Source organism: Rhodoplanes tepidamans, from assembly GCF_030813915.1.
Lineage (GTDB): Bacteria > Pseudomonadota > Alphaproteobacteria > Rhizobiales > Xanthobacteraceae > Rhodoplanes > Rhodoplanes tepidamans.
In genome coordinates this window covers 105,046-128,208 of the sequence record NZ_JAUSUJ010000002.1, presented here as the reverse complement: position 1 = coordinate 128,208, position 23,163 = coordinate 105,046, and the positions used below count along the sequence as shown (strand labels likewise).

Genomic DNA, 23,163 nt, shown 5'->3' with positions numbered 1-23,163 from the left:
CCGCATGCCCCGCGTGGTCTTCACGCAGAACATCCAGCGCCATGTCGCCTGCCCCGAGACGGAGGTTCCGGGGCGGACGGTGCGCGAGGTGCTGGAGGCGGTGTTCGCCGAGAACCCGCAGGCGCGCGGCTACGTGCTCGACGACCAGGGGGCGCTGCGCCGCCACATGACCGTGTTCGTCGACGGCACCATGGTGCGCGACCGCCAGACGCTCGCCGAGCCGGTCGGCCCGGCCGGCACGATTCACGTCTTCCAGGCGCTCTCCGGAGGCTGATCGACGAGGTTCCGCGGACGCCCCTGGCTGTCATTCCGGGACGGCGCGCAGCGCCGGACCCGGAATCCAGCCACACCGACCGATTTCGCCGCTGGATTCCGGGTTCGGGTCTGCGACCCGCCCCGGAATGACCACCAACTGATCAGGGGGATTTGGTGACATGAGCGACACGCTTCTCGTTTCCACCCGCAAGGGGCTGTTCACGGTCGCCCGCACGGTGCAGGGATGGGACGTCGCCGACGTGGCGTTCCTCGGCGACAACGTCACGCTCACGATGACGGACCCGCGCGACGGCCGGCGTTACGCCGCGCTCGACCACGGCCATTTCGGCGTCAAGCTGCACCGCTCCACGGCCGCCGGCGGCTTCGAGGAGATCGCGACGCCGACCTATCCCGAGAAGCCGGAGGGTCACGAGGAGCTCGACATGTGGGGCCGACCGCTGCCGTGGAGCACGGTGCGGGTCTGGGCGCTGGTGCCGGGTGGCGCCGACGAGCCCGGCACCATCTGGTGCGGCACGCTGCCGGGCGGGCTGTTCAAGTCGAACGATCACGGCGCGAGCTGGTCGCTGGTGCGGGCGCTGTGGGACCATCCGCTGCGGCAGAAGTGGGGCGGCGGCGGCGCCGACCTGCCCGGCCTGCACTCGATCTGCGTCGATCCGCGCGATTCGCGGCGCGTGTCGATCGCGGTGTCGACCGGCGGCGTGTGGGCCACCGAGGACGGCGGCGAGAGCTGGGCGCTGCGCGGCGCCGGCATGCGGGCCGAGTACATGCCGCCCGAGCAGGCGGGCGATCCGATCGCCCAGGACGTCCACTGCCTGGTGCAGTGCCGCGCGGCGCCGGAGCGCATGTGGGTGCAGCACCACAACGGAATCTTCGTCTCCTCCGACGAAGGCCACAGCTTCACCGAGATCACCGCGGCCGGCCCGTCGACCTTCGGGTTCCCGGTCGCCGTGCACCCGGACGAGCCCGACACGGCGTGGTTCGTGCCGGAGATCAAGGACGAGAAGCGCATCCCCCGCGACGGGCGGCTGGTGGTGACGCGAACCCGCGACGGCGGCCGGAGCTTCGACGTGCTGACCGAGGGCCTGCCCCAGAAGCACGCCTACGACGTCGTCTACCGCCACGCCCTGGCGCTCGATCCCGGCGGCGAGCGGCTCGCGCTCGGCTCGACCACGGGCGGCCTGTGGGTGAGCGAGGACCAGGGCGACCGCTGGACCTGCGTCAGCCATACGCTGCCGCCCGTCTACGCCGTGCGGTTCGGCTGAGCGGCCGGCGTCGGGCGACTCCGCCCTGCGTCCTTCACCTCTCCCGGTTCCCGGGACGAGGTGAAGGCCCACGGGACGAGGTGAAGGCCCCTTCCCGCTCCGGCCCGCCCCTGTGGTAAGCTGCCGTCGCAACAGGCGCGGCACCAGCCCGGGGAAAGCAGGCCATGGCGATGCGGGATCCGGAGCGGCGGCCGTCGATCGATTACGGGGACGGCATGCAGCAGCGCTCTTCCGGCAGTCTCGAACGGTTCCTCGGCGGCTCGCCGGGCGCCGTGGCGGTGCGGCTCGTCCTGCTGTCGGTCCTGGTCGGCGTCATCATGTCGGCGATCGGGCTCGACCCATGGAACATCATCCAGAGCGTCGAGCGCCTGCTGCGCAGCATCTGGGACATGGGCTTCGACGCCGTGGTCTGGCTGTGGCGCTACTTCCTGCTGGGCGCCGTGCTGGTGATCCCGATCTGGCTGGTCCTGCGGCTCGCCAAGGGCGGCCGGTGACGCGGGCGGCGGGCCGCCGGAGGGTGGCCCGGAGAGCGGCCCTGGTGCGCCAGTCGAAACGCTTGGCAGACCCAGGCTAAAATTCCTATACTGGCGCTGTTCCCACGTGGCCCCGGCGTTCCGCAGGAGGTCCCATGCTGACCCATGCCCAAATCTGGACGGCGCTCGACCGGCTGGCGGCGCGCGCCGGCCTGTCGGCGTCCGGACTCGCCAAGCGGGCCGGACTCGACCCGACCACCTTCAACAAGTCGAAGCGCATCACCCCGGACGGCCGCGCCCGCTGGCCGTCGACCGAATCGGTGGCGAAGTCGCTCGCCGCGACCGGCACAACGGTGGAGGAGTTCGTCCGCCTCCTCGGCGACGGCGACTCGGCGGCCGAGCAGGCGGTGCCGCTGATCGGCTTCGCCGAAGCCGGCTCGGGCGGCTATTTCGACGACGGCGGCTTTCCGGTCGGCAAGGGCTGGGACGAGATCGCCTTCCCGGCGGTCGAGGACGAGCACGCCTACGCGCTCGAAATCTCGGGCGACTCGATGCAGCCGGCCTACCGGGACGGCACCGTCATCATCGTCTCCCCATCGGCGCCGATCCGGCGCGGCGACCGCGTCGTGGTGAAGACCCGCGAGGGCGAGGTGCTGGCCAAGGAGCTGCGCCGCAAGACCGCCAAGACGCTCGAGCTACGCTCGCTCAACCCCGAGCACGCGGACCGGGTGCTGCCGGCCGAGGACGTGCTGTGGGTCGCCCGCATCGTCTGGGCGAGCCAGTAGCCCGCCGCGGCACAGGGCCGCTTGTGGCGGACGCGCCGCATCCGGCCGTGGCCGGCCGTGGGCCGGATGCGGCGAGGGCCCGGGCAGGCGCCCCTGCCTGCTCACTGCACCGGCGGGCCGGCGCGGCAGGCCGCATAGCCCCAGGTGGGAATGTCGCATTTCGAGCAGCCGGCGAGGCCCAGCCCCAGGCCGACCACCAGCACGAGCAACACGGCACGCATAGACCTCGCAACTCCCTGCGAACCCGATCCGCGTCCCCGCAGCCGTCATAGGCCCGTCACACGCGCCCGCGCCATCCTCTTTACGTTGCGTTTACATTCGGATTACGGAGTGTTGCCGCCGCGCCGCACACGGCCTCACCGGTCAGCCGGTCAGCCGCCGGCGACCAGCACGGCACCGCGCCACAGATAGACGACGCCGATGGCGAGAATGATCCAGCGGGTCCAGTTGCGGAACCCGTGGTCGGTCATCCGCTCCAGCACCCGCACGGCGAGCGACGTGCCGGTGATGCTGAGCAAGAACGCCGGCGCGATCGCCCACCACGGCTCGATGGTGGCCTCGCCCGCGAACGAGGCGAAATAGGTCGCCCGCAGCACGTGGCTGAAGGTCTGGGTGACGGCCTTGGTCGCGACCGTGGTCCGGCGGTCGATCATGCTCTTCTGGAAGAACATGTCGAGGAACAGGCCGCCGACGCCGGACAGGAACTGGACGACCGTGGTGATCAGGCCGGCCACGAACGGCATGCCGCGCCACTCGATGTTGGGTCGCGCGTTCCTGGGCAGCAGCTCGACCAGGAAAGGGATGGCGCCGAGCGCGAGATAGACGGCCGCCTTGTCCGGGATGAAGGCGACGAGCCGCATCGCGACGAAGGCGACCAGCGCGCCGCCCGCGTACCACCAGAAGATCGGCCAGCGCACATGCGCCCGCCACATCACGGCGCGCCAGCCGTTCGCGGCGAACTGGATGATCGAGAACAGCACCATCGCGGTGGCGACGTCGTACAGCGTCAGCAGCACGCCGAGCAGGATCATCCCGCCCGCCATCCCGAAGATACCGGACACGAAGGACGAGACGACGATGGTGGCGCCGATCAGGGCGTAGGCGAGCACGGACATGCAGCCGGTCTCGTAGCACACGGCCGTGCCACCGCGCATCGTGGCGGTGGCCGGAACGGGTCGGGGCGTGCAGGGCACGACGGGGGGCACCGGGTCCGCCCGCGTCGCCCCGACCCGGCGGGACATGTCAGACGCCGTGACGGACGGCGGCGCCCTCGTGGTCCCGCACCCCCGGCCGGGGATGCGATCCCCGTCCGGGTGCCGGCGTCGTCGGCGGGTCCGCCCGTTCGGCCGCTCGTTCGGCCCGATGGTCGCCGGCGATCAGGGTGTAGAAGGTCGGCAGCACGAACAGGGTGAACAGCGTGCCGATCAGCATCCCGGTCACCACCACGATGCCGATCGCGAACCGGCTCGCCGCGCCGGCCCCGGTGGCGAACAGCAACGGCACCAGCCCGGCCACCATGGCGGCGGTGGTCATCAGCACCGGGCGCATCCGCACTCGCGCCGACTCGACGATGGCGCGGCGGGGATCGAGCCCGTCGCGATGCTGGATCTCGTTGGCGAACGCCACCATCAGAATGCCGTGCTTCGAGATCAGCCCGATCAGCGTGACGAGGCCGATCTGGGTGTAGATATTGAGGGTCGTGTAGCCGAGGTAGAGCGGAACGAGCGCCCCGCAGATCGCCAGCGGCACCGTCACCAGGATGACCAGCGGATCGCGGAAGCTCTCGTACTGGGCCGCCAGAACGAGAAAGATGACGATCAGCGCGAGGCCGAACGACACCGTCAGTCGGTTGCCCTCCTGCACGTACTGCCGGCTGTCGCCGAGCCAGTCGATGGTGATTCCGGGCGCCCGCGGCACCGCTTCCATGAAGGTGACCGCCTGCCCCATCGTCACGCCGCGTCGCAGCACCGCGGACAGCGTCGCCGCGTTCATCTGATTGAACTGCGGCAACCGGTTCGGGCTCGGCGTCACGTCGACGGACGCCACCGTGGACAACGGGATCATCGCCCCCGAACGGGTGCGGATCTGATAACGACCGAGGGCCTCCGGGGTCAGCCGGTCGGGCCGACGGACCTGCGGGACGACGTCGTAGGAGCGGCCGTGGTAGTTGAAGCGGTTGACGTAGTTCTCGCCGACCAGCACCGCCAGCGTGTCGGCGATGGCCTGCATGGTGACGCCGATCTCGCCGGCCTTGGCGGTGTCGATGCGCACCCGCGCGGTCGGGCTGTCGAAGGCGAGGTCGCTGTCCACGAAGGCGAACAGCCCGCTCCGTCGCGCCGCGTCCTTGAGGGCCTCCATCTGGTCGAAGACGACGTCGAAACCGGCCGGCGAGCGCAGCACCATCTGGAACGGCAGGCCGCCGGTCGAGGCCGGCAGCGCCGCCGGCTGGAACGGCGTGACCGAGGCGCCGTGGACGGCGCCGACCGCCCGGAACAGATGAGACTGGACCGCGTCGGACGAGCGCGACCGCTCGCTCCACTCCTTCAGGATGATGCCGCCGAAGGCGTTGTTCAGACCGTCGGTGCCGACCACGAAGAAGTTGCCGAGATACTCCGGCAACGACATGAAGATCCGCTGGACGGCGGCGGCCGCCGTCGCGGTGTAGTCGAGATTGGCGTATTGCGGCGCCCGCACGGCGGTGAACACGTAGCCCTGATCCTCGGGCGGCGAGAGCTCGCGCCGCGCGCCAAACAACAGCACCACGATGGCGGCCAGCATGGCGACGGCGATCACCAGCACCACCGGGCGCATCGCCAGGGTGCGCTCGAGCAGGCGGGCATAGCCGTTCGACGTCACCGTCAGGGCCCGCTCGATCGTCGCGGCGAAGCGCCCCTGCGACTGCTGCGCGCCGAGCAGCTCGGCGCTCATCATCGGCGACAGGGTGAGAGCCACGACGCCGGACACCACCACCGCGCCGGCCAGCGTGAAGGCGAACTCGCGGAACAGTCCGCCGGTCAGCCCGCCCATCAGGCCGATCGGCGCATAGACGGCCGCCAGCGTGATGGTCATGGCGATCACCGGCCCGACGATCTCGCGAGCGCCCGACAAGGCGGCGTCGAACGGCGACTCGCCGGCCTCGATGTGGCGGTGGATGTTCTCGACCACCACGATGGCGTCGTCGACGACGAGGCCGATCGCCAGCACCATGGCGAGCAGGGTCAGCAGATTGAGCGAGAAGCCGAAGGCCAGCATCAGGGCCGCCGATCCGACCAGCGACAGCGGGATGGTGACGACCGGGATGATCACGGCGCGCAGCGAGCCCAGGAACAGGAAGATCACCACCACGACGATGACGACCGCCTCGATCAGGGTGCGCCGCACCTCGTCGATCGAGGCGTGGACGAAGTGGGCGACGTCGAACTGGTTCTCCACCACGAGGCCGGGCGGCGCGACCTGCTGCATCTGCGGGATCAGCGCCTTGACGGCGGCGACGATCTCCAGCGGATTGCCGTCCGGGGTCGGCCAGATCTTCAGATAGACGGACCGGCGGCCGGCCGCCCAGCCGATGGTCTTGCGGTTCTGGCTGCCGATCTCGACGTCGGCGACGTCCGCGAGCCGGACTAGCCCGTCGCTGCCGGTCTTGATCACCATCCGGCGGAAGTCCTCGACCGAGCGGGCGTCGGTCGTGGCGCTGATGTTGCCGACCGACAGCTCGTTCTCGACCTGGCCGGGCGCCGCCTGCACGTTGTTGGCGCGCAGCGCGGCGGCGACGTCGGCCGCGGTCAGGCTGCGGCCGGCGAGCTTGACCGGATCGAGCCACACCCGCATGGCGAGCGCCTGGGCGCCGGCGAAGTCGGCCGAGGCGACGCCCTTGACCGAGGTCACCAGCGGCTGGCCGACTCTCGTGACGAAATCGGTGATCTGCGGAATCGTCAGCGTGTCGCTGATGAAGGCGACGTACTGCACCGCGGTGGCGCCGTCGGTGACCTTGGTGACGACCGGATCGAAGGCCCCCTGCGGCAGCCGGTACTTGACCTGCTGGACCTTGGCCAGCACTTCGGTCATCGCGCGGTCGGAATCCGCGTCGAGCACCAGCTTGGCCTTGATCAGGCTGAGGCCCATGGTCGAGCTGGAGGTCAGGTACTCGATGCCGCTCGCGGTGGCGATCGACTGGGCGATCGGCGTCGTCACGAAGCCCTGCATCACCTCCTGAGTGGCGCCCGGGAACATCGTCTCCACCGTGATGGTGGCGCTCTCGAGCTTGGGATACTGGCGGACCGGCAGCGAGACGAGCGCGGTGGCGCCGACCAGCAGCAGCAGCAGGCTGACGACGATCGACAGCACCGGCCGGCGAACGAACAGATCCGTGACGCTCATGACCGTCCCCTCCGACCCGCGGGGTCGCCCGCCGGGGCCGGTGCCGCCGCGGGGGGCGGATCGTCGCCCGTCGCCACCGTGACGGGCGCGCCCGGGCGGATGCGCAGCTGACCGCTGGTGACGACGACGTCGCCGGCCGACAGGCCGCGCTCCACCACGATGCGGGGGCCGACCTGCCGGCCGGTCACCACCGGCACCGGCACGGCGCGCCCCTCGCGCAACACCAGCACGCTGTCGCCCGAGGCGGTGGCCTGGATGGCGGTGGTCGGCACCAGGATGGTGTCGGGCCGCGGCGGCTGGGCGATCTCGACCGTGACGTAGAGGCCGGGGCGGAGCAGCCCGTCCGAATCCGACAGGGTGGCCTGCGCGGTCACGTTGCGGGTGTCGGTGCCGACCCGCGGCTCGATGGCGTTGATCACCGCCCGAAAGCGGCGATCCGGCCAGGCGTCGCTCACCACCTCGACGTCGCCGCCGACCCGCAGCTTGGCGAGATCCTGCTGGGGCACCGTGAAGTTCACATAGAGCCGGTCGAGCGCCACCAGGGTGGCGATCGGCTCGCCGGCATTGACGTACTGGCCGAGATTGACGCGGCGGATGCCGATGCGGCCGTCGAACGGCGCGCGGACGGTCTTCTGCACCAGACGGGCGTCGATCTGCGCGATGGCGGCGGTCGCCTCGGCCAGCTCGGCCTCGCGCTGCTGGAGCCGCTGGAGCGTCTCGGCGCCGGTCGGCGACAATTCCCGCGAGCGTTCGAGCTGATTTCGGGCGAAGCCGGCGCGTGCCACCGCGGCGTCGCGGTCGGCCCGCTCGATCGCATCGAACAGTTGCACCAGCGGCGCCCCTTCGGCCACCACGGCGCCCGCCTCGAACCGGATGGCGACGACCCGGCCGGCCACCTCGGGCGCCAGCACCACCTCCTGCACGGCCTGGAGCGAGCCGGTCGTCCGCAGCGAGAGCGGCAGCGTCTCGACCGCCACCGCCGCAGCCGCCACCGCGACCGGCGTGGGACCGCCGCCGCCGGTCGCGGCGAGCCGCACCGAGCGCCACAACGCGACGCCGCAGAACACGAGCGCCAGCACCAGCAGCGCCATCAACAGGGGCAGGACGCGACGAGACGTGGTGGTGGGCCGGGGGTCGAGCGTGCGCTCGCCCCCCGAGACATCGATGTGTGTCGACATGTCGGCCTCCGCGAACTCACCCACGGCCGGGCCGCGGGAGCTTGCACGAGCAAGCCGACACCACCTATAAGACCTCGAGTATAGTTGAGGTCAAGATGATACCGTCACCCCCGTCCAAGCGCGCCGAGCTGACCGTCGGCGAGGTCGCCAGACGCAGCGGCGTCGCCGTGTCGACGGTGCATTTCTACGAGGCCAAGGGGCTGATCCGGGGGTGGCGGACGGAGGGCAATCAGCGCCGCTATCCGCGCGCCGTGCTGCGGTTGATCGCCATCGTGCGGCTCGCCCAGCGCGCCGGCATCCCGCTCGCCACCGTCAAGGCCCATTTCGACGAGATCGCCACCGACCGCGCCATCACGCTGTCCGAATGGCGGCGGCTGTCGCTGTCCTGGCAGGACATCATCGAGGACCGCATCATCAGCCTGCAACAGCTCCGCGACGAGCTCGATCACTGCATCGGTTGCGGCTGCCTGTCGATCACCGAGTGTCCGATGCACAATCCCGAGGACTCCCTGGCGCGGGAGGGCGCCGGGCCGCGCCGGCTGATCACCAAGGCGCTCGCCCGGATGGCGAAGCGGACCGACGGCGCGGCCGATGCCGCTCCTCGGCGCTCCCGCCGACGCACCCGCGGCGACGCGCAGGACGGCTAGCGCCTCGTCCTGCCGACGCGGAGCCCGGTTCGCCGCCGCCGCGATGCGGCTCTGTAACGACGCTCGCGCGGTTCGATCCGGTCGGACCGGGCGCTCACGCGCTCCGCGCGAGCGCGCCGTCGATCATGTCGACCGTGTTCTTCAGGCCGTAGATGGCGACGAAGGAGCCGAAGCGCGGGCCCTTCTCCTGGCCGAGCAGCACCTGGTAGAGCAGGTTGAACCAGTCGAGCGAGACGCCCGGCTTGCCGTCCTTGCCCTTCTTCTTCTCGTCGAGGAACGGCGGCCGCCGGCCGACCTCGTAGACGACCTCCTGGATCGCCTCGGCGGTGGCGTCGTCGGGCAGCTGGGACAGCGCCTCGCGCAGATCCATCAGCGCGGCGCGCTCGGACTCCACCGGCTCGCGGAACCGTTTCGCGGGAAGCACGAAATCGCGAAAATAGTGGATCGCGTACTCGACCTCGCGCTGCAGCCGGGGGTGCGACTGCGGCGTCACGCCCGGCCAGTAGCGGCCGATGAAGCCCCACAGCGTGTCGGCGTTCTCGGCGTTCGAGGCCGACACGAGGTTCAGGAGCATCGTGAACGAGATCGGCACCGAGACGGCGGGCGGCGCCCCCGCATGGATGTGCCACACAGGGTTGGTCAGGCGCTGCTTGGCGTCCTGCCGTCCGTAGCCGTCGAGGAACTGGGCGTACTCGTCGACGGTGCGCGGGATCACGTCGAAGTACAGCCGCTTCGCCGCCTTCGGCTCGCGATACATGAACAGCGACAGGCTCTCCGGGCTCGCATAGCGCAGCCACTCGTCGATGGTCAGCCCGTTGCCCTTCGACTTCGAGATCTTCTGTCCCCTGTCGTCCAGGAAGAGCTCGTAGGTGAAGCCCTCGGGCGGGGTGCCGCCGAGCACCCGGCAGATCTCGCCCGACAGCTTCACCGAGTCGATCAGGTCCTTGCCGGCCATCTCGTAGTCGATGCCGAGCGCCGTCCAGCGCATCGCCCAGTCGGCCTTCCACTGGCACTTGACCATGCCGCGCGTGACCTGGGTGGTGACGCGCTCGCCCGTCTCGGGGTCCTCGTAGGTGACGGTGCCGCGCTTCGGGTCGCGGGCCACCATGGGCACCTGCAGGACGAGGCCGGTGCGCGGATCGACCGGCAGGAACGGCGAATAGGTGGCGCGCCGCTCCGGGCCGAGCGTCGGCAGGATGATCTCCATCACCCGGTCGTAGTGCTCGAGCATGGCGAGCAGCGTCGCGTCGAAGCGGCCAGCCTTGTAGTAGTCGGTCGACGAGGCGAACTCGTAGTCGAAGCCGAACGCGTCGAGGAAAGCCCGCAGCCGCGCGTTGTTGTGGGCCCCGAAGCTGTCGTGGGTGCCGAACGGGTCGGGCACGCGGGTCAGCGGCTTCCCGAGATGGGCGGCGACCAGATCCTTGTTGGGGATGTTGTCGGGCACCTTGCGCAGCCCGTCCATGTCGTCCGAGAAGGCGATCAGCCGGGTCCTCACCCGGTCCTCGGTCAGCACCCGGAACGCGTGGCGCACCATGGTGGTGCGCGCCACCTCGCCGAACGTGCCGATATGCGGCAGCCCGGACGGCCCGTAGCCGGTCTCGAAGATCACCTCGTCCTTGGGATGCGCCTTCAGCCGCGCGACGATCTTCCTCGCCTCCTCGAACGGCCAGGCCGTGGAGGATTCAGCGAGCGCGCGCAGGGCGGCGGGATCGAGATCGGCAACGGGATCGGACATGCGTGGTCTCCGGCAGGGCCGGGGCGCGCAAGCCGCGTCGGGGCGGCGCAGCGGAAAACCCGGCCCGCCTCGTCTAAGGACCGGGGCGGCCGGGGTCAAATGTTTGCGCGCCGCGAGGGCCTCAGCCGAGCGTGAACGCCTCGTGCACGGCCGATTGCAGTGCGCCGCCCGTCACGGCGCCGCCGCCCGCGACATAGATCCAGTCGCCGATCAGCGCCGCCCCGACGGCGTGGCGCGGCGTCGGCATCGGGGCGTGGCGCTGCCAGGCGTCGGTCGCCGGATCCCAGCTCTCCATCTGGCCGAACACCTTGCCCTGGACGATGCGGCCGCGCTCGATCAGCCCGGCCTCGCCGCCCATCGCGTAGAGCCGCCCGCGATAGACCACGAGCCCGTGGCCCGAACGGGCGGTCGGCAGCGGGCTGCGCTCCTCCCAGGTGTCGCGGTCGGGCAGGTACACGTGGTGGAGCGGCGTGTTGTACTCGAAGGTGTTGAAGCGGCCGCCGATCACGTGGATGCGGCCGTCATGGACGACGCAGCCGACATGGTCACGGGCGCCGGGCAGCGGCTTGCGCAGCGACCACCTGTCGGCCTGCGGATCGTAGACCTCGTGCCAGCCGATCGAGGCGCGCTCGGCGGTCGGCTCGGCGGCGCCGCCGATCAGGTGGATGCGGCCGTCCAGCACCACGGCGGCGGCGGCCCCGCGCGGCCGCGAGAGCGGGGCGATCGCGGTCCAGCGGTCGCTCGCGACGTCGTAAAAATAGGCGTTGGGGTCCGGGTTGCGGTTCTGCTCCAGGAAGCCGCCCAGCGCATAGACGCGGCCGGCATCGGCGCAGACCGCGACGTGGTTGGCGCCGCGCGGCAGCGGCGCCGCGTCATGCCAGCGGTCGGCGCCGGGGTCGTAGACGTGGTGGTAGGCACGGTCGACCCGCCCCTCGCCGTAGCCGCCGACGATGTGCATGCGGCCGCCCCAGGCGGTCGCCCAGGCCATCTCGCTGCGCGGGAGCGGCAGCGCCGCCCGCGGCTCCCAGCGGCCGACCGGACCCGCCGGCGCCGGGCTGTCGACCACCCGCTGCGCCTCCTGCTCGGGCGTCAGCGCCGCGACCGGCTCCCCGCCCTGCAGCCGCGAATAGGGCTTTTCGGCCGACGGCGCGTCCTTCAGCGGCGCGGCCGTGCCGTAGCCGTGACCGGCGTGCTGGGCGAGCGCCGGCGTCGCGGCGAGCGCGGCGGTTCCGGCCAGAAACATCCTGCGGTCCATGGGGGTCCTCCGAACGTCGTCGCGTCCGAGCGGCGAGGTTGGGGGACGAACGTGGCGGACCGCGGACCGGTTCGGCCTCAGAACGGGTTGACCGGAAAATACTTCAGCCAGAGGTCGGCGAACTTGCCCTTCTCCCACAGGCGGAACAGGGCCCAGTTCATGGCCAGGCGGAGCTGGTCGTTGCCCTTCTTCACCGCGATGCCGACGCCCTCGCCGAAATAGCGGCTCTCGACGAAGGGGCCGCCGACGAAGCTGCAGCAGCCGGCCGCCTCGGAGCCGTTGAGCCAGAAGGCGAGGGCGTAGCCGTCGCCGAACAGGAGGTCGACCTCGCCCTTCTGCAGCGCGGCGCGCGCCTCCTCGGGCGTCGGATAGGGCTTCAGCTCGGCCTCGGTGAACAGCGCCTTCAGATACGCCTCGTGGGCCGTGCCGGCGACCACGGCGATCTTCTTGCCCTCCACCCGCTCGGGCAGCAGCGTGTCGAGGCCGGCGCCGCGCCTGGCGGCGAAGCGGGCCACCGGGCGGTAGTAGGGATCGGAGAAGTCGACCTTCTTGCGCGTCTCGGCCGACACCGCCATCGAGGCGATGGCGGCGTCGCCGCGGTTCTCGGCGAGCGACTCGACCAGGGTGTCGAAGCGCCGCATCTGCATGGTGCAGGCGATCTTCAGCTCGTCGCAGATGGCGCGGGCGAGATCGACGTTGAAGCCGGCCGGGTTGCCGTCCGCCCCGGCATAGTTGAACGGCGGGTAGTCCACCTCGCTCATGAAGCGGATCAGGGTGAGGCGCAGGTCCGGCCGCTCGGGCCGCCGCTTGGGGTCCCAGAACCCCGGGATCGGCAGGCCGGGCGAGGCCGTCTGGGCCTGGGCCGGCGCCGGCGCGAGCGGCCCGCCGGGTCCGCCGACGATGCAGGACACGAGCGCGGCTGCAATCAGCGCGCGCCAGACGTCGCGCTTGCGCGCAGAGAGTCGCAACCAAGAGCTGTTTCGGGTAGTCTTCTGAGGCATCCGGCCGTCCGGGCTGTTTCCAGGCACGGGACGCGAAAACCGCACCCGGGCCGCGCCCTTATAGACGAAGTCCCGGGCCGGAGCAGCGGCGAAGTGGCGTTGCAGTGGCGTGCCGGCGGGGGCCGGCCCGGAGGCGTGATGCTCGATCGCGGCGACGACCCGCGACCGCGGGAAGGGAGTTCGGTCCGGCCGGTCGGCCAGATGGCGCCGGCCCCATTGGCGCCGGTCCCGTTGGCGCCAGTCCCATCGGCACCGGCGCGGGGACGACCGAACGACCTGGTCCGCCGCGTCCGCAGCCCCTGTCCCGAACTCGACTGCGTGCGCGACCGGCTTTCGCCCGCCGTGATCGCCTTCGCCGAGCGCCGGGCGCGCGAGATCGGCACGACGGCCGACCGGGTGCTGGTCGCGGCCGGGGTCCTGAGCGAGGACGACTATGTCCGGGCCCTCGCCCGCCACATCCAGGTGCCGTTCGCCCCGCTCGGCGGGCTGCCGCGCGGCGCCTCTCCGCTCGACGACGATGCCCTGGTCGACGCGGCCGCCGCCGGCATGATGCCGATCCGCGGCGACGGCGCGCTCGAGGCCGTGGTGGTTCCGCGCGGCGCCGCGGCCCGCCGGCTGGTCGAGCTCGCCGGCTCGCCCGCCGCCCCGCGCGGCCTCCGGCTGACCACGGGCGAGCGTCTGCGCGGCTACGTCCTGCGCCACGCCGCGCCGGCGCTCGGGCGACGTGCGGCCTTCGGGCTCGCGACCGAGCGCCCCGACGTCTCGGCGGCGCCGCGGCCGTGGCGGCCGGTCCGGCTCGTCGCCGCCGCGGCGGCGCTGGCCGGTCCCGCGCTGGCCTGTCCCGACATCGCCGCGACCGTGCTCGGGATCCTGCTGGCGCTGGTGTTCCTGGCCTGGACGGCGCTGCGCCTTCTCGCCGTCGCGCTGCCGGCGCCGGTCGCGCCGCGCCTCGCGCGACAGCCGGACGGCACGCTGCCGCTCTACACCGTCGTGGTCGCGCTTCATCGCGAGGCGGCCACCGTGCCCCAGATCGTCGCGGCGCTCGACGGGCTCGACTGGCCGCCCGAGAAGCTGCAGGTCATCGTCGCGCTGGAGGCCGACGACCGCGAGACGCAGGCCGCCTTCGCGGCGCAGTGCCTCGGCCCGCACTGGGAGATCCTGGTCGTCCCCGACATGGGACCGCGGACGAAGCCGAAGGCGCTGAACGCCGCGCTCCCCTTCGCGCGCGGCGCTTTCCTCGCCGTCTACGACGCCGAGGACCGGCCCGAGCCCGACCAGCTCCGCCGCGCCGCGGCGGCCTTCGCGGCCGGTGGCGAGCGGCTCGCCTGCGTGCAGGCGCGGCTCTCCATCGACAACACCGGCGACGGCCTGCTCACCGCGCTGTTCACGGCCGAGTATGCCGGGCTGTTCGACGTGTTCCTGCCGGTGCTGGCGCGGCTGCGCCTGCCGCTGCCGCTCGGCGGCTCGTCGAACCACTTCCGCACCGCCGCACTGCGGGCGGCCGGCGGCTGGGACGCCTACAATCTCACCGAGGACGCCGATCTCGGCATGCGGCTGGCGCGCTGCGGCTTCCGCATCGACGTGATCGCCTCGACCACGCAGGAGGAGGCGCCGGCGCGGCTGGCGCCGTGGCTGCGCCAGCGCACCCGCTGGTTCCAGGGCTGGATCCAGACCTGGCTGGTGCACATGCGCACGCCGCGACGGACGCTGCGCGATCTCGGCCCCGCCGGCTTCGTGACGCTGCAGCTGGTGGTCGGCGGCACCGTGCTGGCCGCCCTGGTGCATCCGGTGTTCTCGGCGCTGCTGATCGGCAAGCTCGCCGGCGAAGGGCTGCCGCCCCTCGACGATCTCGGCACCGTGCTGCTCGCCGGCCTCTATGGCAGCACCTTCGTGGCCGGATGGGCCGCCTCGATGCTGCTCGGCCTGTCCGGCCTCGCCCGACGGCGCCTGCTCGGCACCGCCTGGGTGCTGCTGCTGGTGCCGGTCCACTGGCTGCTGTTGTCGCTCGCGGCGTGGCGGGCGCTCATAAAATTCTTTCGCGATCCGTACCGCTGGGACAAGACCGAGCACGGCCTGGCGCGGACCTCGCGCAGCGCGCCTCAGCGCGGCGCCGTGCCGGAGGAATCGACCGGGCGCGGGGCCCGCCGCGGCTTGAAGAAGCCCGAGGTCGAGCCGGCGACCAGCCAGTAGGCGAGGCCCGCCGCGAGGCCGGCGGCGACCAGGCTGATCGGCGTCGAGAGCGCCCGCATGCCGCCTTCCGTCGCCGCCAGCGACCAGCCGATCCCGGCGGCGAGCCCGCCATTGGCGGCATGAAAGATACACGAGCGCACCGCGAACACCTCGGCGATCAGCACGCCGACCGCGGCGACGGCGAGCGCATAGGTCGCGGTGGCCGCCAGCATCATCATCAGTTCGGGGGCGGCGGTGACGAGAGCGATGAAGAAGTCGCCCTGCCGCTCCGGATCGGCGGCGGCGAGCGTCTGCACGGCGCCCCAGTTCGCCGCGACGACGACGGCGATCGCCACCATCAGGGCGATCAGCCCGCCGAGCGGAACCAGGAGAAAGCGCAGAAGCAGGCGGCCGACGTCGTCCATGGGATGATCACACTCCCGAGCATCATGCGTCGACCGGTGCGACGGGCCTGAACCCTCTCCCCTCGCGGGAGAGGGTGGATCGCCACGGAGCGGCGAGACGGGTGAGGGGGGCCTCCACAAGCTCTGAGCCCGTGGCTCGCTCCCTCACCCGCCCGAGCTTCGCTCGGGCACCCTCTCCCGCGAGGGGAGAGGGAAAAGGACGGGCGAGCCCTCTCACTCCGTCATCGCCATGGCGCGCAGCGCCATGCGCTCGCGCGCCGAGAGCTTCTCGGTCGCGCTCTTGAGCTGGCCGCAGGCGGCGAAGATGTCGCGGCCGCGCGGGGTGCGCACCGGCGACGAGTAGCCGGCATCGAACACGAACTCGGAGAACTTTTCGATCTGGTCCCAGTCCGAGCATTCGTATTTGGTGCCGGGCCAGGGATTGAACGGGATCAGGTTGATCTTGGCCGGGACGCCCTTGAGGAGCTTCACCAGGGCGCGGGCGTCGGCGAGCGAGTCGTTGACGCCCTTCAGCATCACGTACTCGAACGTGATGCGCCGCGCATTGTTGAGGCCCGGATAGGCGCGGCACGCCTCCATCAGCTGCGCGATCGGATACTTGCGGTTCAGCGGCACCAGCTCGTCGCGGATGTCGTCGCGCACGGCGTGCAACGACACCGCCAGCATCACGCCGATCTCGTCGCCGGCCCGCACGATGTTCGGCACCACGCCCGAGGTCGACAGCGTGATGCGGCGCTTGGAGATGCCGATCCCCTCGCCGTCGGCGACGATCAGCAGGGCGTCGCGCACCGCCTCGAAATTGTAGAGCGGCTCGCCCATGCCCATCATCACGATGTTGCTGATGAAGCGGCCGCCGTCGGTGGGCACCAGCCCGTCGGTCGGCGGCGTGCCGCCCGGCCAGTCGCCCAGGCGATCCTTCGCCACCAGCACCTGGCCGACGATCTCGCCGGCCGTGAGGTTGCGCACCAGGCGCTGGGTGCCGGTGTGGCAGAACGCGCAGGTGAGCGTGCAGCCGACCTGGCTGGAGACGCACAGGGTGCCGCGGTCGGTCTCCGGGATGTAGACGCATTCGACCTCGTGCGGCGTTCGGGATGCGCCGGCGCCCGGCAGGCGCAGCAGCCATTTGCGGGTGCCGTCGGTCGACACCTGCTCGGCCACCACCTCGGGCCGCGCCAGGGTGAAATGCGTGGCGAGCGACGTGCGCAGATCCTTCGACACGTTGGTCATCGCGTCGAAGTCCCGGGCGCCGTGCACGTAGATCCACTGCCAGAGCTGCTGGACCCGCATCCGGGCCTGCCCGGCCGGCACCCCGATGCCGACCAGCGCGTCGCGCAATTCGGTGCGCGAGAGGCCGACCAGCGACGGCCGGTCCGGCGCCACGTAGGTCTCCAGCGCGGTTTTCTCCAGCGCGGCCAGAGGCATGGTGGCGGGGGCGGAGGCCGTGGCGGGGGTCGTGTCGAGCGAAGCAGTCATGGTCTCTTCGGGCGGTTCTTTGCGGGCGTCGCCCGGATTTTTCGGGATGTCGGACACGGGCGCAGGGCCCCGGCCGCCCCGTTATGTAGGCGCTCGCGTCGAAGATGTCCAAACAGGCGCTGGACTTGGCCCGCCCCAAGGACCTGGAGCCGCACCGCCGTTCACCCCCTCATGGTGAGGAGCGCCGAAGGCGCGTCTCGAACCATGAGGCCGCCCTCGCCCTTCGAGACGGCTGCTTCGCAGCCTCCTCAGGACGAGGGCGGAAGGGAAGGAGTTCACTCGAGTTCGCCCCAAGACGACAGCCGTGCTGCAGGTCACCTTCCTTTCGGCGTTCCCCCGATCCCCTCCAGCGCCGCCATGGCGTCGTCCGGCAGTGTCAGCGCCGCGGCGGCGAGGTTTTCGTGCAGGTGGGCGAGCGACGCGGTGCCGGGGATCAGGAGAATGTTCGGCGACCGGCGCAGCAGCCACGCCAGCGCCACCTGCATGGGCGTCGCGCCGAGCGTCTTCGCGACAGCGTCGAGCGTCGAGGACTGCAGCGGCGAAAAGCCGCCGAGCGGGAAGAACGGCACATAGGGAATGCCGTCGCGGGCGAGCGCGTCGATCAGGGCATCGTCGGCGCGGTGCGCGAGGTTGTACTGGTTCTGCACGCAGACGATCGGGACGATCTTCTGCCCGTCGGCGACCTGCTTGGCGGTGACGTTGCTCAGCCCGATGTGGCGGATCAGGCCCTTCTCGCGCAGCTCGGCCAGCACCGTGAGCTGCGGCTCCAGCGAGCCCTCGGCCGGGCCGTGGACATCGAGCATGCTGCGGAAATTGACCACCTCCAGCACGTCGAGGCCGAGATTCTTCAGGTTGTCGTGCACGGCCTGGGTCAGCTCGGCCGGCGACATGGCCGGGATCCAGGAGCCGTCGGCACCGCGCCGGGCGCTGACCTTGGTGACGATGACGAGATCGTCCGGATAGGGATGCAGGGCCTCGCGGATCAGGATGTTGACGACGTGCGGGCCGTAGAAGTCCGAGGTGTCGATGTGGTTGACGCCCTGGGCCACCGCAGCGCGCAGCACCGCCCGGGCGGCGTCGCGGTCCTTGGGCGGGCCGAACACGCCGGGCCCGGCGAGCTGCATGGCGCCGTAGCCGAGCCGCCGGACGGTGCGGTGGCCGAGCGTGTGGGCGCCGGACGGGTCGAGGGTCGCCATGGTCGATCTCCTGTGTGGGTCGCCACACAACTACGCTTCGGCGGGGTGTGCGAGAACCCGGATCGATTCGCACGGGCCGTGCGGAATTCCGAACAGTCGGCGTAAAGCCGTCCGACCGCGGCGATCACACAATGTCGTGGTTTCAGACGATCAGCTGAACGTCCGCGGCGCCGCCGAGATCACCTCGCCGCCGGCCGTGGTGACCTTCAGCACGGCGAGGCCGCGCTGGTTGGTGCCGTCCTGGCGGAACCGGAACACCCCGTCGATGCCGGCGAAGCCGGACGGGTTGGTCAGCATCTCGTCGGTGATGCGGCCGCCGCCCTGCGCCTTCAGGAGCGCGGCGACCAGCGCGACGGCGTCGTAGGCGAGCGTCGCGGTGCGCACCGGATCCTGGCCGTAGCGGATGCGGTAGCGGCCGGCGAAGCCGCGGAAGCCGGCCGAGTCGGGGGCCGCGAACCAGCCGCCGTCCATGGCCGGGTCGGAGAACACCCGCTGGTCGTCCCACAGGCCGGTGCCGATCAGCTGCAGGCGCTTCGGGTCGACGCCGGCGCCCTGCAGGGCCTGGACGCCCCGCGGCAGCGCGTCGCCCGAATCGGCGAGGAACAGCGCGTCGGAGCGGCTCGCCACGTCGGCGACCTGGCGGGCCGGCGCCTGCAGGCTGGCATCACCCGGCTTGTAGCGCTCGATCGCGGTGACGCGGCCGCCGCGGCGCGACACCGCCTGCTTGAACGCGGCCTCGACGACGCTGCCATAGGGGTTGTCGGGCAGGAAGGCCGCGAAGGAGCGCTTGCCCTGCTGGGCGGCGTACTCGACGATGCGGTCGACGTCGGATTCGGGCAGGAAGCTCAGGAGATAGACGCCGCGCGAGGCGACGTTCGAATCGGTCGAGAAGGCGATCATCGGCACGCGCCCGCGCGCCACCTGGGCGGCGGCGCCGACCGCATGGGCGAACAGCGGCCCGAGGATCACGGCCGCTCCCTCCTCCAGGGCCTGGCGGGCGGCGGCCTGCGCCCCCTGGGCCGTGCCGGCGTCGTCCTTCACATCCAGCATGACGTCCGGATTGTTGAACTCGGCGAGCGCCAGCTCGGCGGCGTTCTTCATCGACTGGGCGGCCGCCCCGGCATTGCCGCCGGCCGACAGCGGCAGGATCAGGGTGACGCGGGTCTGGCCGGGAGCCGCCGGCGTGGCCGGCCCGCCGCCGGGCGGCGGCAGCGGCTCGGCCGAGACGCCCGGCGTCTCGCCGGGGGCGGGCGGCGGCATGTCGCCCGGTCCGCGGCCGCTCCCGCCGAGGTCGATGCCGGCACAGCCGGCCATCAGCACCGTGGTGCCGAGGCCCAGCCCCCGCACCACTCCGCGTCGCGTCGGATTCTTCGAGGCTGCCATGACCGGAACTCCCCCGCGCGACGGCGCAGGCATGAAAAGACGTTTGCCAACAGCGCCACAGCCCAACCGCCGGGTCAATCCTTCGAGGCGCGCGAAGGGGGTTTCGACACCCGGTCCGCACCGAAATCCGGCTCCCCCGCGTCGCCAACATGCTCTAGAACCGCGTCATGAGCGACGATGCGACCGATGATCCCGGCACGGCCGACGCGCCCGGTTCCGATCCGGCGATCGCCGGCGACGGGGAGCGCAGCTTCGTGCTGTTCGGCGCGGCGCGGCGGGCGCCGCCGCTGCCGGGCGGGCTGCACGTGGTCGCGACCCCGATCGGCCATCTCGAGGACGTGTCGCTGCGGGTGCTGGCGACCCTGGCGGCCGCCGACCTGATCGCCTGCGAGGACACGCGGGTGACCCGCAAGCTGCTCGCCCGCTACGGCATCGCCCGGCCGCTGACCGCCTATCACGAGCACAATGCCGCCCAGGCGCGGCCGAAGATCCTCGCCCGGCTCGCCACCGGCGAGGCGGTGGCGCTGGTATCGGATGCCGGCACGCCGCTGGTCTCCGATCCCGGCTTCCGGCTGGTGCGGGAGGCCCGCGAGGCGGGCTTCGCGGTGACGGCCGTGCCCGGCCCGTCCGCCGTGCTGACGGCACTGACGATCGCCGGCCTGCCGACCGACCGGTTCTTCTTCGAGGGGTTCCTGCCGCCGCGCGGCGGCCCGCGAAAGAGCCGGATCGCCGAGATCGCCGGCATCCCGGCCACCCTGGTGCTGTTCGAGACCGGCCCGCGGCTCGCCGATGCGCTCGCCGATCTCGCCGCCGGGCTGGGCCCGCGCGAGGCGGCGGTGTGCCGCGAGCTGACCAAGCTGCACGAGGAGGTGCGGCGCGGCGACCTCGCGGAGCTCGCGGCCGTCTATGCCGCCGGCGCCGAGACCCGCGGCGAGGTGGTGCTGGTGATCGGCCCGCCTTCCGCCGACGCGCATGTCTCGCCCGCGGAGATCGACGACAAGCTGGTCGCGGCGATGCGCACGGCTTCGCTCAAGGATGCGGTCGCGGCCGTGGCGGCGGCGACCGGAGAGCCGCGCCGCACCGTCTACCAGCGGGCGCTGGCGCTCGGCCGGGAGGCCTCGGATGAGCCGTGACGACGACAGGCCGGCCCGCAAGCCGGCGCGGGCGGTGCCGACCGGGACCGGCCCGGGCGAGCTGCGGGCGACCCGCCGGCTGAAAGGCCCGGGCGAGATCGCCGAGGCGCCGGCGCCCGGCGGGGTCGCGGCCGCCGGCCCGGCGGCCACGCCGGACGAGGTGCCGCTCACGCCGAAGGGGCGCGTCGCGCGGGCGCCGACGGCCCCCCCGGCGCCGGCCCGGCAGGCCGCCCAGAAGCTCGGCCTGTCGGCCGAGAGCCGGGCCGCCGCCTATCTGATGGCCAAGGGCTACCGGATCGTCGCCCGCCGCTACAAGACGCCGGTCGGCGAGATCGACATCGTGGCGCAGCGGCTCGGCACCGTGGTGTTCGCCGAGGTGAAGGCGCGCGGCTCGCTCGACGCGGCGGCCGAGTCGGTGTCGCCGCGCCAGCGCGCCCGCATCATCGACGCGGCGCAGCACTGGCTGGCGGCGCACCCGAAGGCCGCCGGCCTGCCGCTGCGCTTCGACGTGATCCTGATCGCGCCGGGCCGCCTGCCCCGCCACCTGCCGGGCGCCTTCGACGCGAGCGACTGACCCGCGCCGGGCTCGGTCCGGCCGATCACGCGGCGCGGGTCTGCTCCTGGCGGAGCCGGCCGAAGAAGTCCTCGACGGCGCGGGCGAGCGCCTCGGTGTCGCGCGACAGGCCTCCGATCTTGTCGAGCACGCCCGCCGCCGAGCGGCTGGTCTCGTCAATCGCCCCGGTGACGCCGGCGATGTTGCCGACCAGGCCGGTATTGCCGTGGGCGGCGAGCTGGGCGCTCTGCGAGATTTCGCGCGAGGCGATGTCCTGCTGCTCGACCGCGGTGGCGATCGTGCTCGTCACCTCGGAAATCTGCCGCATGGCGGCGCCGATCTCGCCGACCGCGGTCGCGGCGCTGCGGGTCGACGACTGGATCGCGGCGACCTGCTCGGAGATCTCGGTGGTGGCCTTGGCGGTCTGGCCGGCGAGCGACTTGACCTCCTGGGCGACGACCGCGAAGCCCTTGCCGGCCTCGCCGGCGCGGGCCGCCTCGATGGTGGCGTTGAGGGCGAGCAGGTTGGTCTGCGCCGCGATCGCCTGGATCAGCTGCATGACGTCGCCGATCCGCACGCTGGCGGCCGCCAGCCCCTCGATCTCGCCGATCGAGCGCTCGGTCCGGGCGGTGGCGTCGGCGACGATCGTCGTCGCCTGGCCGACCTGCCGGCCGATCTCGCCGACCGAGCTGGTCAGCTCCTCGGCAGCGGCCGCGACGGTCTGGATGCTGCCCGAGGCCTGCTCGGTCGCCTGCGACGCCGAGGCGGCCTCGCGGGCGGCGTCGGCCGCCATGCCGGTGATCGATTCGGCGGCGCTGCGCATCGCGGTGGCATCGTCCGCCACCGACTTCAGAATGTGCGCGACCGAGCCGTGGAAGGCCTCGATCGCCTCCTCGACGCGCCGGTTGCGTCCGGCCATCACCTCGGTCTGCGCCTTGACGGCGATGCCGAGCTCCTTGTTGCGGGCCATCGCGGCGCTGAACACGCCGACCGCGCGGGCGAGCGCCCCGATCTCGTCCTGCCGGTCCGTGAACGGGATGTCGCCGGAATGGCGATCCTCGGCCACCGCCTCGATGGTCCGGGTCATGGCCGAGAGCGGCCGCGCCACGGCGCGCCAGATCACCAGCATGCCGATCCCGGCGAGGACGAGGGCGAACACCGCGATCATGTCCTGGAGCAGCTGGCTGTTCGCGGTCGCGGCCTCGAGGTCGCGGGCGCGGTCGGCGCGGACCGCGTAGACCTTGCCGAGCTCCTCGAGATCCTTGTTGAGGGCGGAGCGCACCGCCCGGTTGGCGTCGTTGTCGCCCCATTCGCGCCCCGCCGCCGGCGAGATCTCGTTGGCCCGCCGCACCAGCTCGGCGCGGAACTCGCGGAACTGCTGGACCCGCTTGGCCAGGGTCTCGAACTGGGCGGCGTCGTCGACCCGGACGATGCCGCGCCACTCCTTCATCACGCCGTCGATGCGGTCGTTGAACCGGAGCAGGCCCTCGCCGTAGCGCTTCACCACCTTGGGGTCGGTCGACATGTAGATGCCGCGCGACTCCATCACCACGGCGTAGACGAGTCCGTTGACCCGCTCGATGTTGCGGGCGCCGCGCGCGGCGGCGTCCATCTCGGCGGCGAGCTGGGTCTGCAGGGACGCGCTGCGGTTGCCGACGAAGGCGAGCGCCGCGAGGGCGACGCCGAGAACGGCAAAGATGGTGTAGAGCTTCGCAGCGATGGACACTCGCGCAAACGCATGCAACACGGAACCGGCCTCCGGAATGGATTTAGACGAACTGTCCACATCCTGCCCACCGGCCGTTAAGTAACCGTTGTCCTGCTCTTAGAATTGGCACCCGA

General features: G+C 71.9%; 19 protein-coding genes. 8 read left to right on the top strand and 11 right to left on the bottom strand.

The genetic code is table 11. The annotated features are described in order from the left end of the window. Positions 1-4: 4 nt before the first annotated feature. The 4 genes from J2S22_RS03290 to J2S22_RS03275 all read left to right on the top strand — a co-directional run bounded on the left by J2S22_RS03290 (position 5) and on the right by J2S22_RS03275 (position 2,796). Positions 5-274, top strand: a complete 270-nt coding sequence (locus J2S22_RS03290) for a MoaD/ThiS family protein (protein WP_272778739.1) — start codon at positions 5-7, stop codon at positions 272-274. A 160-nt stretch (positions 275-434) separates the two neighbouring features. Then, positions 435-1,538 carry a WD40/YVTN/BNR-like repeat-containing protein gene (locus J2S22_RS03285; protein ID WP_272778738.1) on the top strand — a complete coding sequence of 368 codons (1,104 nt, stop codon included), beginning with the start codon at positions 435-437 and terminating at the stop codon, positions 1,536-1,538. Between the two features lie 170 nt (positions 1,539-1,708). Next, positions 1,709-2,032, top strand: coding sequence for a DUF6460 domain-containing protein (locus tag J2S22_RS03280; RefSeq protein WP_370878177.1), 324 nt, complete (start codon positions 1,709-1,711; stop codon positions 2,030-2,032). 134 nt (positions 2,033-2,166) lie between these two features. Continuing rightward, positions 2,167-2,796, top strand: a complete 630-nt coding sequence (locus tag J2S22_RS03275; protein ID WP_272778737.1) for a S24 family peptidase — start codon at positions 2,167-2,169, stop codon at positions 2,794-2,796. Positions 2,797-3,167: 371 nt separating this feature from the next. On the opposite strand, the gene J2S22_RS03270 is transcribed toward J2S22_RS03275, so the two are convergent. The 3 genes from J2S22_RS03270 to J2S22_RS03260 form a co-directional block, all read right to left on the bottom strand. Then, positions 3,168-3,911 carry a sulfite exporter TauE/SafE family protein gene (locus J2S22_RS03270; protein WP_272778736.1) on the bottom strand — a complete coding sequence of 248 codons (744 nt, stop codon included), beginning with the start codon at positions 3,909-3,911 and terminating at the stop codon, positions 3,168-3,170. A gap of 127 nt (positions 3,912-4,038) precedes the next feature. Next, a complete protein-coding gene (locus tag J2S22_RS03265) occupies positions 4,039-7,173 on the bottom strand; it encodes an efflux RND transporter permease subunit (protein ID WP_272778735.1) in 3,135 nt (1,044 codons plus the stop codon). Continuing rightward, positions 7,170-8,351, bottom strand: a complete 1,182-nt coding sequence (locus tag J2S22_RS03260) for an efflux RND transporter periplasmic adaptor subunit (RefSeq protein ID WP_272778734.1) — start codon at positions 8,349-8,351, stop codon at positions 7,170-7,172. The genes J2S22_RS03265 and J2S22_RS03260 overlap by 4 nt, the downstream gene beginning before the upstream one ends. Positions 8,352-8,446: 95 nt before the next feature. Here J2S22_RS03260 and soxR point away from each other — a divergent pair, with 95 nt between their 5' ends. Beyond that, complete coding sequence (gene soxR, locus J2S22_RS03255; RefSeq protein WP_272778733.1) at positions 8,447-8,998, top strand: redox-sensitive transcriptional activator SoxR; 552 nt, start codon at positions 8,447-8,449, stop codon at positions 8,996-8,998. A gap of 94 nt (positions 8,999-9,092) precedes the next feature. On the opposite strand, the gene J2S22_RS03250 is transcribed toward soxR, so the two are convergent. The 3 genes from J2S22_RS03250 to J2S22_RS03240 all read right to left on the bottom strand — a co-directional run bounded on the left by J2S22_RS03250 (position 9,093) and on the right by J2S22_RS03240 (position 12,989). Continuing rightward, a complete protein-coding gene (locus tag J2S22_RS03250; RefSeq protein ID WP_272778732.1) occupies positions 9,093-10,733 on the bottom strand; it encodes a lysine--tRNA ligase in 1,641 nt (546 codons plus the stop codon). 121 nt (positions 10,734-10,854) lie between these two features. Then, positions 10,855-11,988, bottom strand: coding sequence for a Kelch repeat-containing protein (locus J2S22_RS03245; RefSeq protein ID WP_272778731.1), 1,134 nt, complete (start codon positions 11,986-11,988; stop codon positions 10,855-10,857). Positions 11,989-12,065: 77 nt separating this feature from the next. Then, positions 12,066-12,989: an ABC transporter substrate-binding protein gene (locus tag J2S22_RS03240; protein ID WP_370878170.1), complete on the bottom strand. Its 924-nt coding sequence runs from the start codon at positions 12,987-12,989 to the stop codon at positions 12,066-12,068. Positions 12,990-13,307: 318 nt separating this feature from the next. On the opposite strand from J2S22_RS03240, the gene J2S22_RS03235 reads away from it, so the two are divergent. Beyond that, entirely contained in the window at positions 13,308-15,179 is a 1,872-nt protein-coding gene (locus J2S22_RS03235; protein WP_272778729.1) for a glycosyltransferase family 2 protein, read from the top strand. On the opposite strand, the gene J2S22_RS03230 is transcribed toward J2S22_RS03235, so the two are convergent. The 4 genes from J2S22_RS03230 to J2S22_RS03215 all read right to left on the bottom strand — a co-directional run bounded on the left by J2S22_RS03230 (position 15,089) and on the right by J2S22_RS03215 (position 19,635). Next, a complete protein-coding gene (locus J2S22_RS03230; protein WP_272778728.1) occupies positions 15,089-15,583 on the bottom strand; it encodes a hypothetical protein in 495 nt (164 codons plus the stop codon). The genes J2S22_RS03235 and J2S22_RS03230 overlap by 91 nt on opposite strands. Before the next feature lie 213 nt (positions 15,584-15,796). Beyond that, entirely contained in the window at positions 15,797-17,005 is a 1,209-nt protein-coding gene (gene rlmN / locus J2S22_RS03225) for a dual-specificity RNA methyltransferase RlmN (RefSeq protein ID WP_272778770.1), read from the bottom strand. Between the two features lie 365 nt (positions 17,006-17,370). After that, positions 17,371-18,252 (bottom strand): aldo/keto reductase family oxidoreductase, encoded by an 882-nt coding sequence (locus tag J2S22_RS03220; protein WP_272778727.1) that lies wholly within the window; start codon positions 18,250-18,252, stop codon positions 17,371-17,373. Positions 18,253-18,402: 150 nt separating this feature from the next. After that, positions 18,403-19,635 (bottom strand): penicillin-binding protein activator, encoded by a 1,233-nt coding sequence (locus J2S22_RS03215; RefSeq protein ID WP_272778726.1) that lies wholly within the window; start codon positions 19,633-19,635, stop codon positions 18,403-18,405. 167 nt (positions 19,636-19,802) lie between these two features. On the opposite strand from J2S22_RS03215, the gene rsmI reads away from it, so the two are divergent. Both rsmI and J2S22_RS03205 read left to right on the top strand, forming a co-directional pair. Then, positions 19,803-20,768 carry a 16S rRNA (cytidine(1402)-2'-O)-methyltransferase gene (rsmI, locus tag J2S22_RS03210; protein ID WP_272778725.1) on the top strand — a complete coding sequence of 322 codons (966 nt, stop codon included), beginning with the start codon at positions 19,803-19,805 and terminating at the stop codon, positions 20,766-20,768. A gap of 160 nt (positions 20,769-20,928) precedes the next feature. After that, a complete protein-coding gene (locus J2S22_RS03205) occupies positions 20,929-21,342 on the top strand; it encodes a YraN family protein (protein WP_272778769.1) in 414 nt (137 codons plus the stop codon). Positions 21,343-21,367: 25 nt separating this feature from the next. On the opposite strand, the gene J2S22_RS03200 is transcribed toward J2S22_RS03205, so the two are convergent. Beyond that, the gene (locus tag J2S22_RS03200; protein ID WP_272778724.1) at positions 21,368-23,047 is read right to left on the bottom strand and encodes a methyl-accepting chemotaxis protein; all 1,680 of its coding nucleotides are present in this window, start codon (positions 23,045-23,047) and stop codon (positions 21,368-21,370) included. Between the last annotated feature and the right edge of the window lie 116 nt (positions 23,048-23,163).

Excerpts from the sequence above, each read along its gene's own strand:
- J2S22_RS03285 (WP_272778738.1), top strand. The coding sequence starts at position 435 with ATGAGCGACACGCTTCTCGTTTCCACCCGCAAGGGGCTGTTCACGGTC.
- J2S22_RS03265 (WP_272778735.1), bottom strand. The coding sequence starts at position 7,173 with ATGAGCGTCACGGATCTGTTCGTTCGCCGGCCGGTGCTGTCGATCGTC.
- J2S22_RS03245 (WP_272778731.1), bottom strand. The coding sequence starts at position 11,988 with ATGGACCGCAGGATGTTTCTGGCCGGAACCGCCGCGCTCGCCGCGACG.
- J2S22_RS03220 (WP_272778727.1), bottom strand. The coding sequence starts at position 18,252 with ATGGCGACCCTCGACCCGTCCGGCGCCCACACGCTCGGCCACCGCACC.
- rlmN (WP_272778770.1), bottom strand. The coding sequence starts at position 17,005 with ATGCCTCTGGCCGCGCTGGAGAAAACCGCGCTGGAGACCTACGTGGCG.
- rsmI (WP_272778725.1), top strand. The coding sequence starts at position 19,803 with ATGAGCGACGATGCGACCGATGATCCCGGCACGGCCGACGCGCCCGGT.
- J2S22_RS03280 (WP_370878177.1), top strand. The coding sequence starts at position 1,709 with ATGCGGGATCCGGAGCGGCGGCCGTCGATCGATTACGGGGACGGCATG.
- soxR (WP_272778733.1), top strand. The coding sequence starts at position 8,447 with ATGATACCGTCACCCCCGTCCAAGCGCGCCGAGCTGACCGTCGGCGAG.
- J2S22_RS03230 (WP_272778728.1), bottom strand. The coding sequence starts at position 15,583 with ATGGACGACGTCGGCCGCCTGCTTCTGCGCTTTCTCCTGGTTCCGCTC.
- J2S22_RS03215 (WP_272778726.1), bottom strand. The coding sequence starts at position 19,635 with ATGGCAGCCTCGAAGAATCCGACGCGACGCGGAGTGGTGCGGGGGCTG.
- J2S22_RS03240 (WP_370878170.1), bottom strand. The coding sequence starts at position 12,989 with ATGCCTCAGAAGACTACCCGAAACAGCTCTTGGTTGCGACTCTCTGCG.
- J2S22_RS03275 (WP_272778737.1), top strand. The coding sequence starts at position 2,167 with ATGCTGACCCATGCCCAAATCTGGACGGCGCTCGACCGGCTGGCGGCG.
- J2S22_RS03270 (WP_272778736.1), bottom strand. The coding sequence starts at position 3,911 with ATGTCCGTGCTCGCCTACGCCCTGATCGGCGCCACCATCGTCGTCTCG.
- J2S22_RS03250 (WP_272778732.1), bottom strand. The coding sequence starts at position 10,733 with ATGTCCGATCCCGTTGCCGATCTCGATCCCGCCGCCCTGCGCGCGCTC.
- J2S22_RS03260 (WP_272778734.1), bottom strand. The coding sequence starts at position 8,351 with ATGTCGACACACATCGATGTCTCGGGGGGCGAGCGCACGCTCGACCCC.
- J2S22_RS03290 (WP_272778739.1), top strand. The coding sequence starts at position 5 with ATGCCCCGCGTGGTCTTCACGCAGAACATCCAGCGCCATGTCGCCTGC.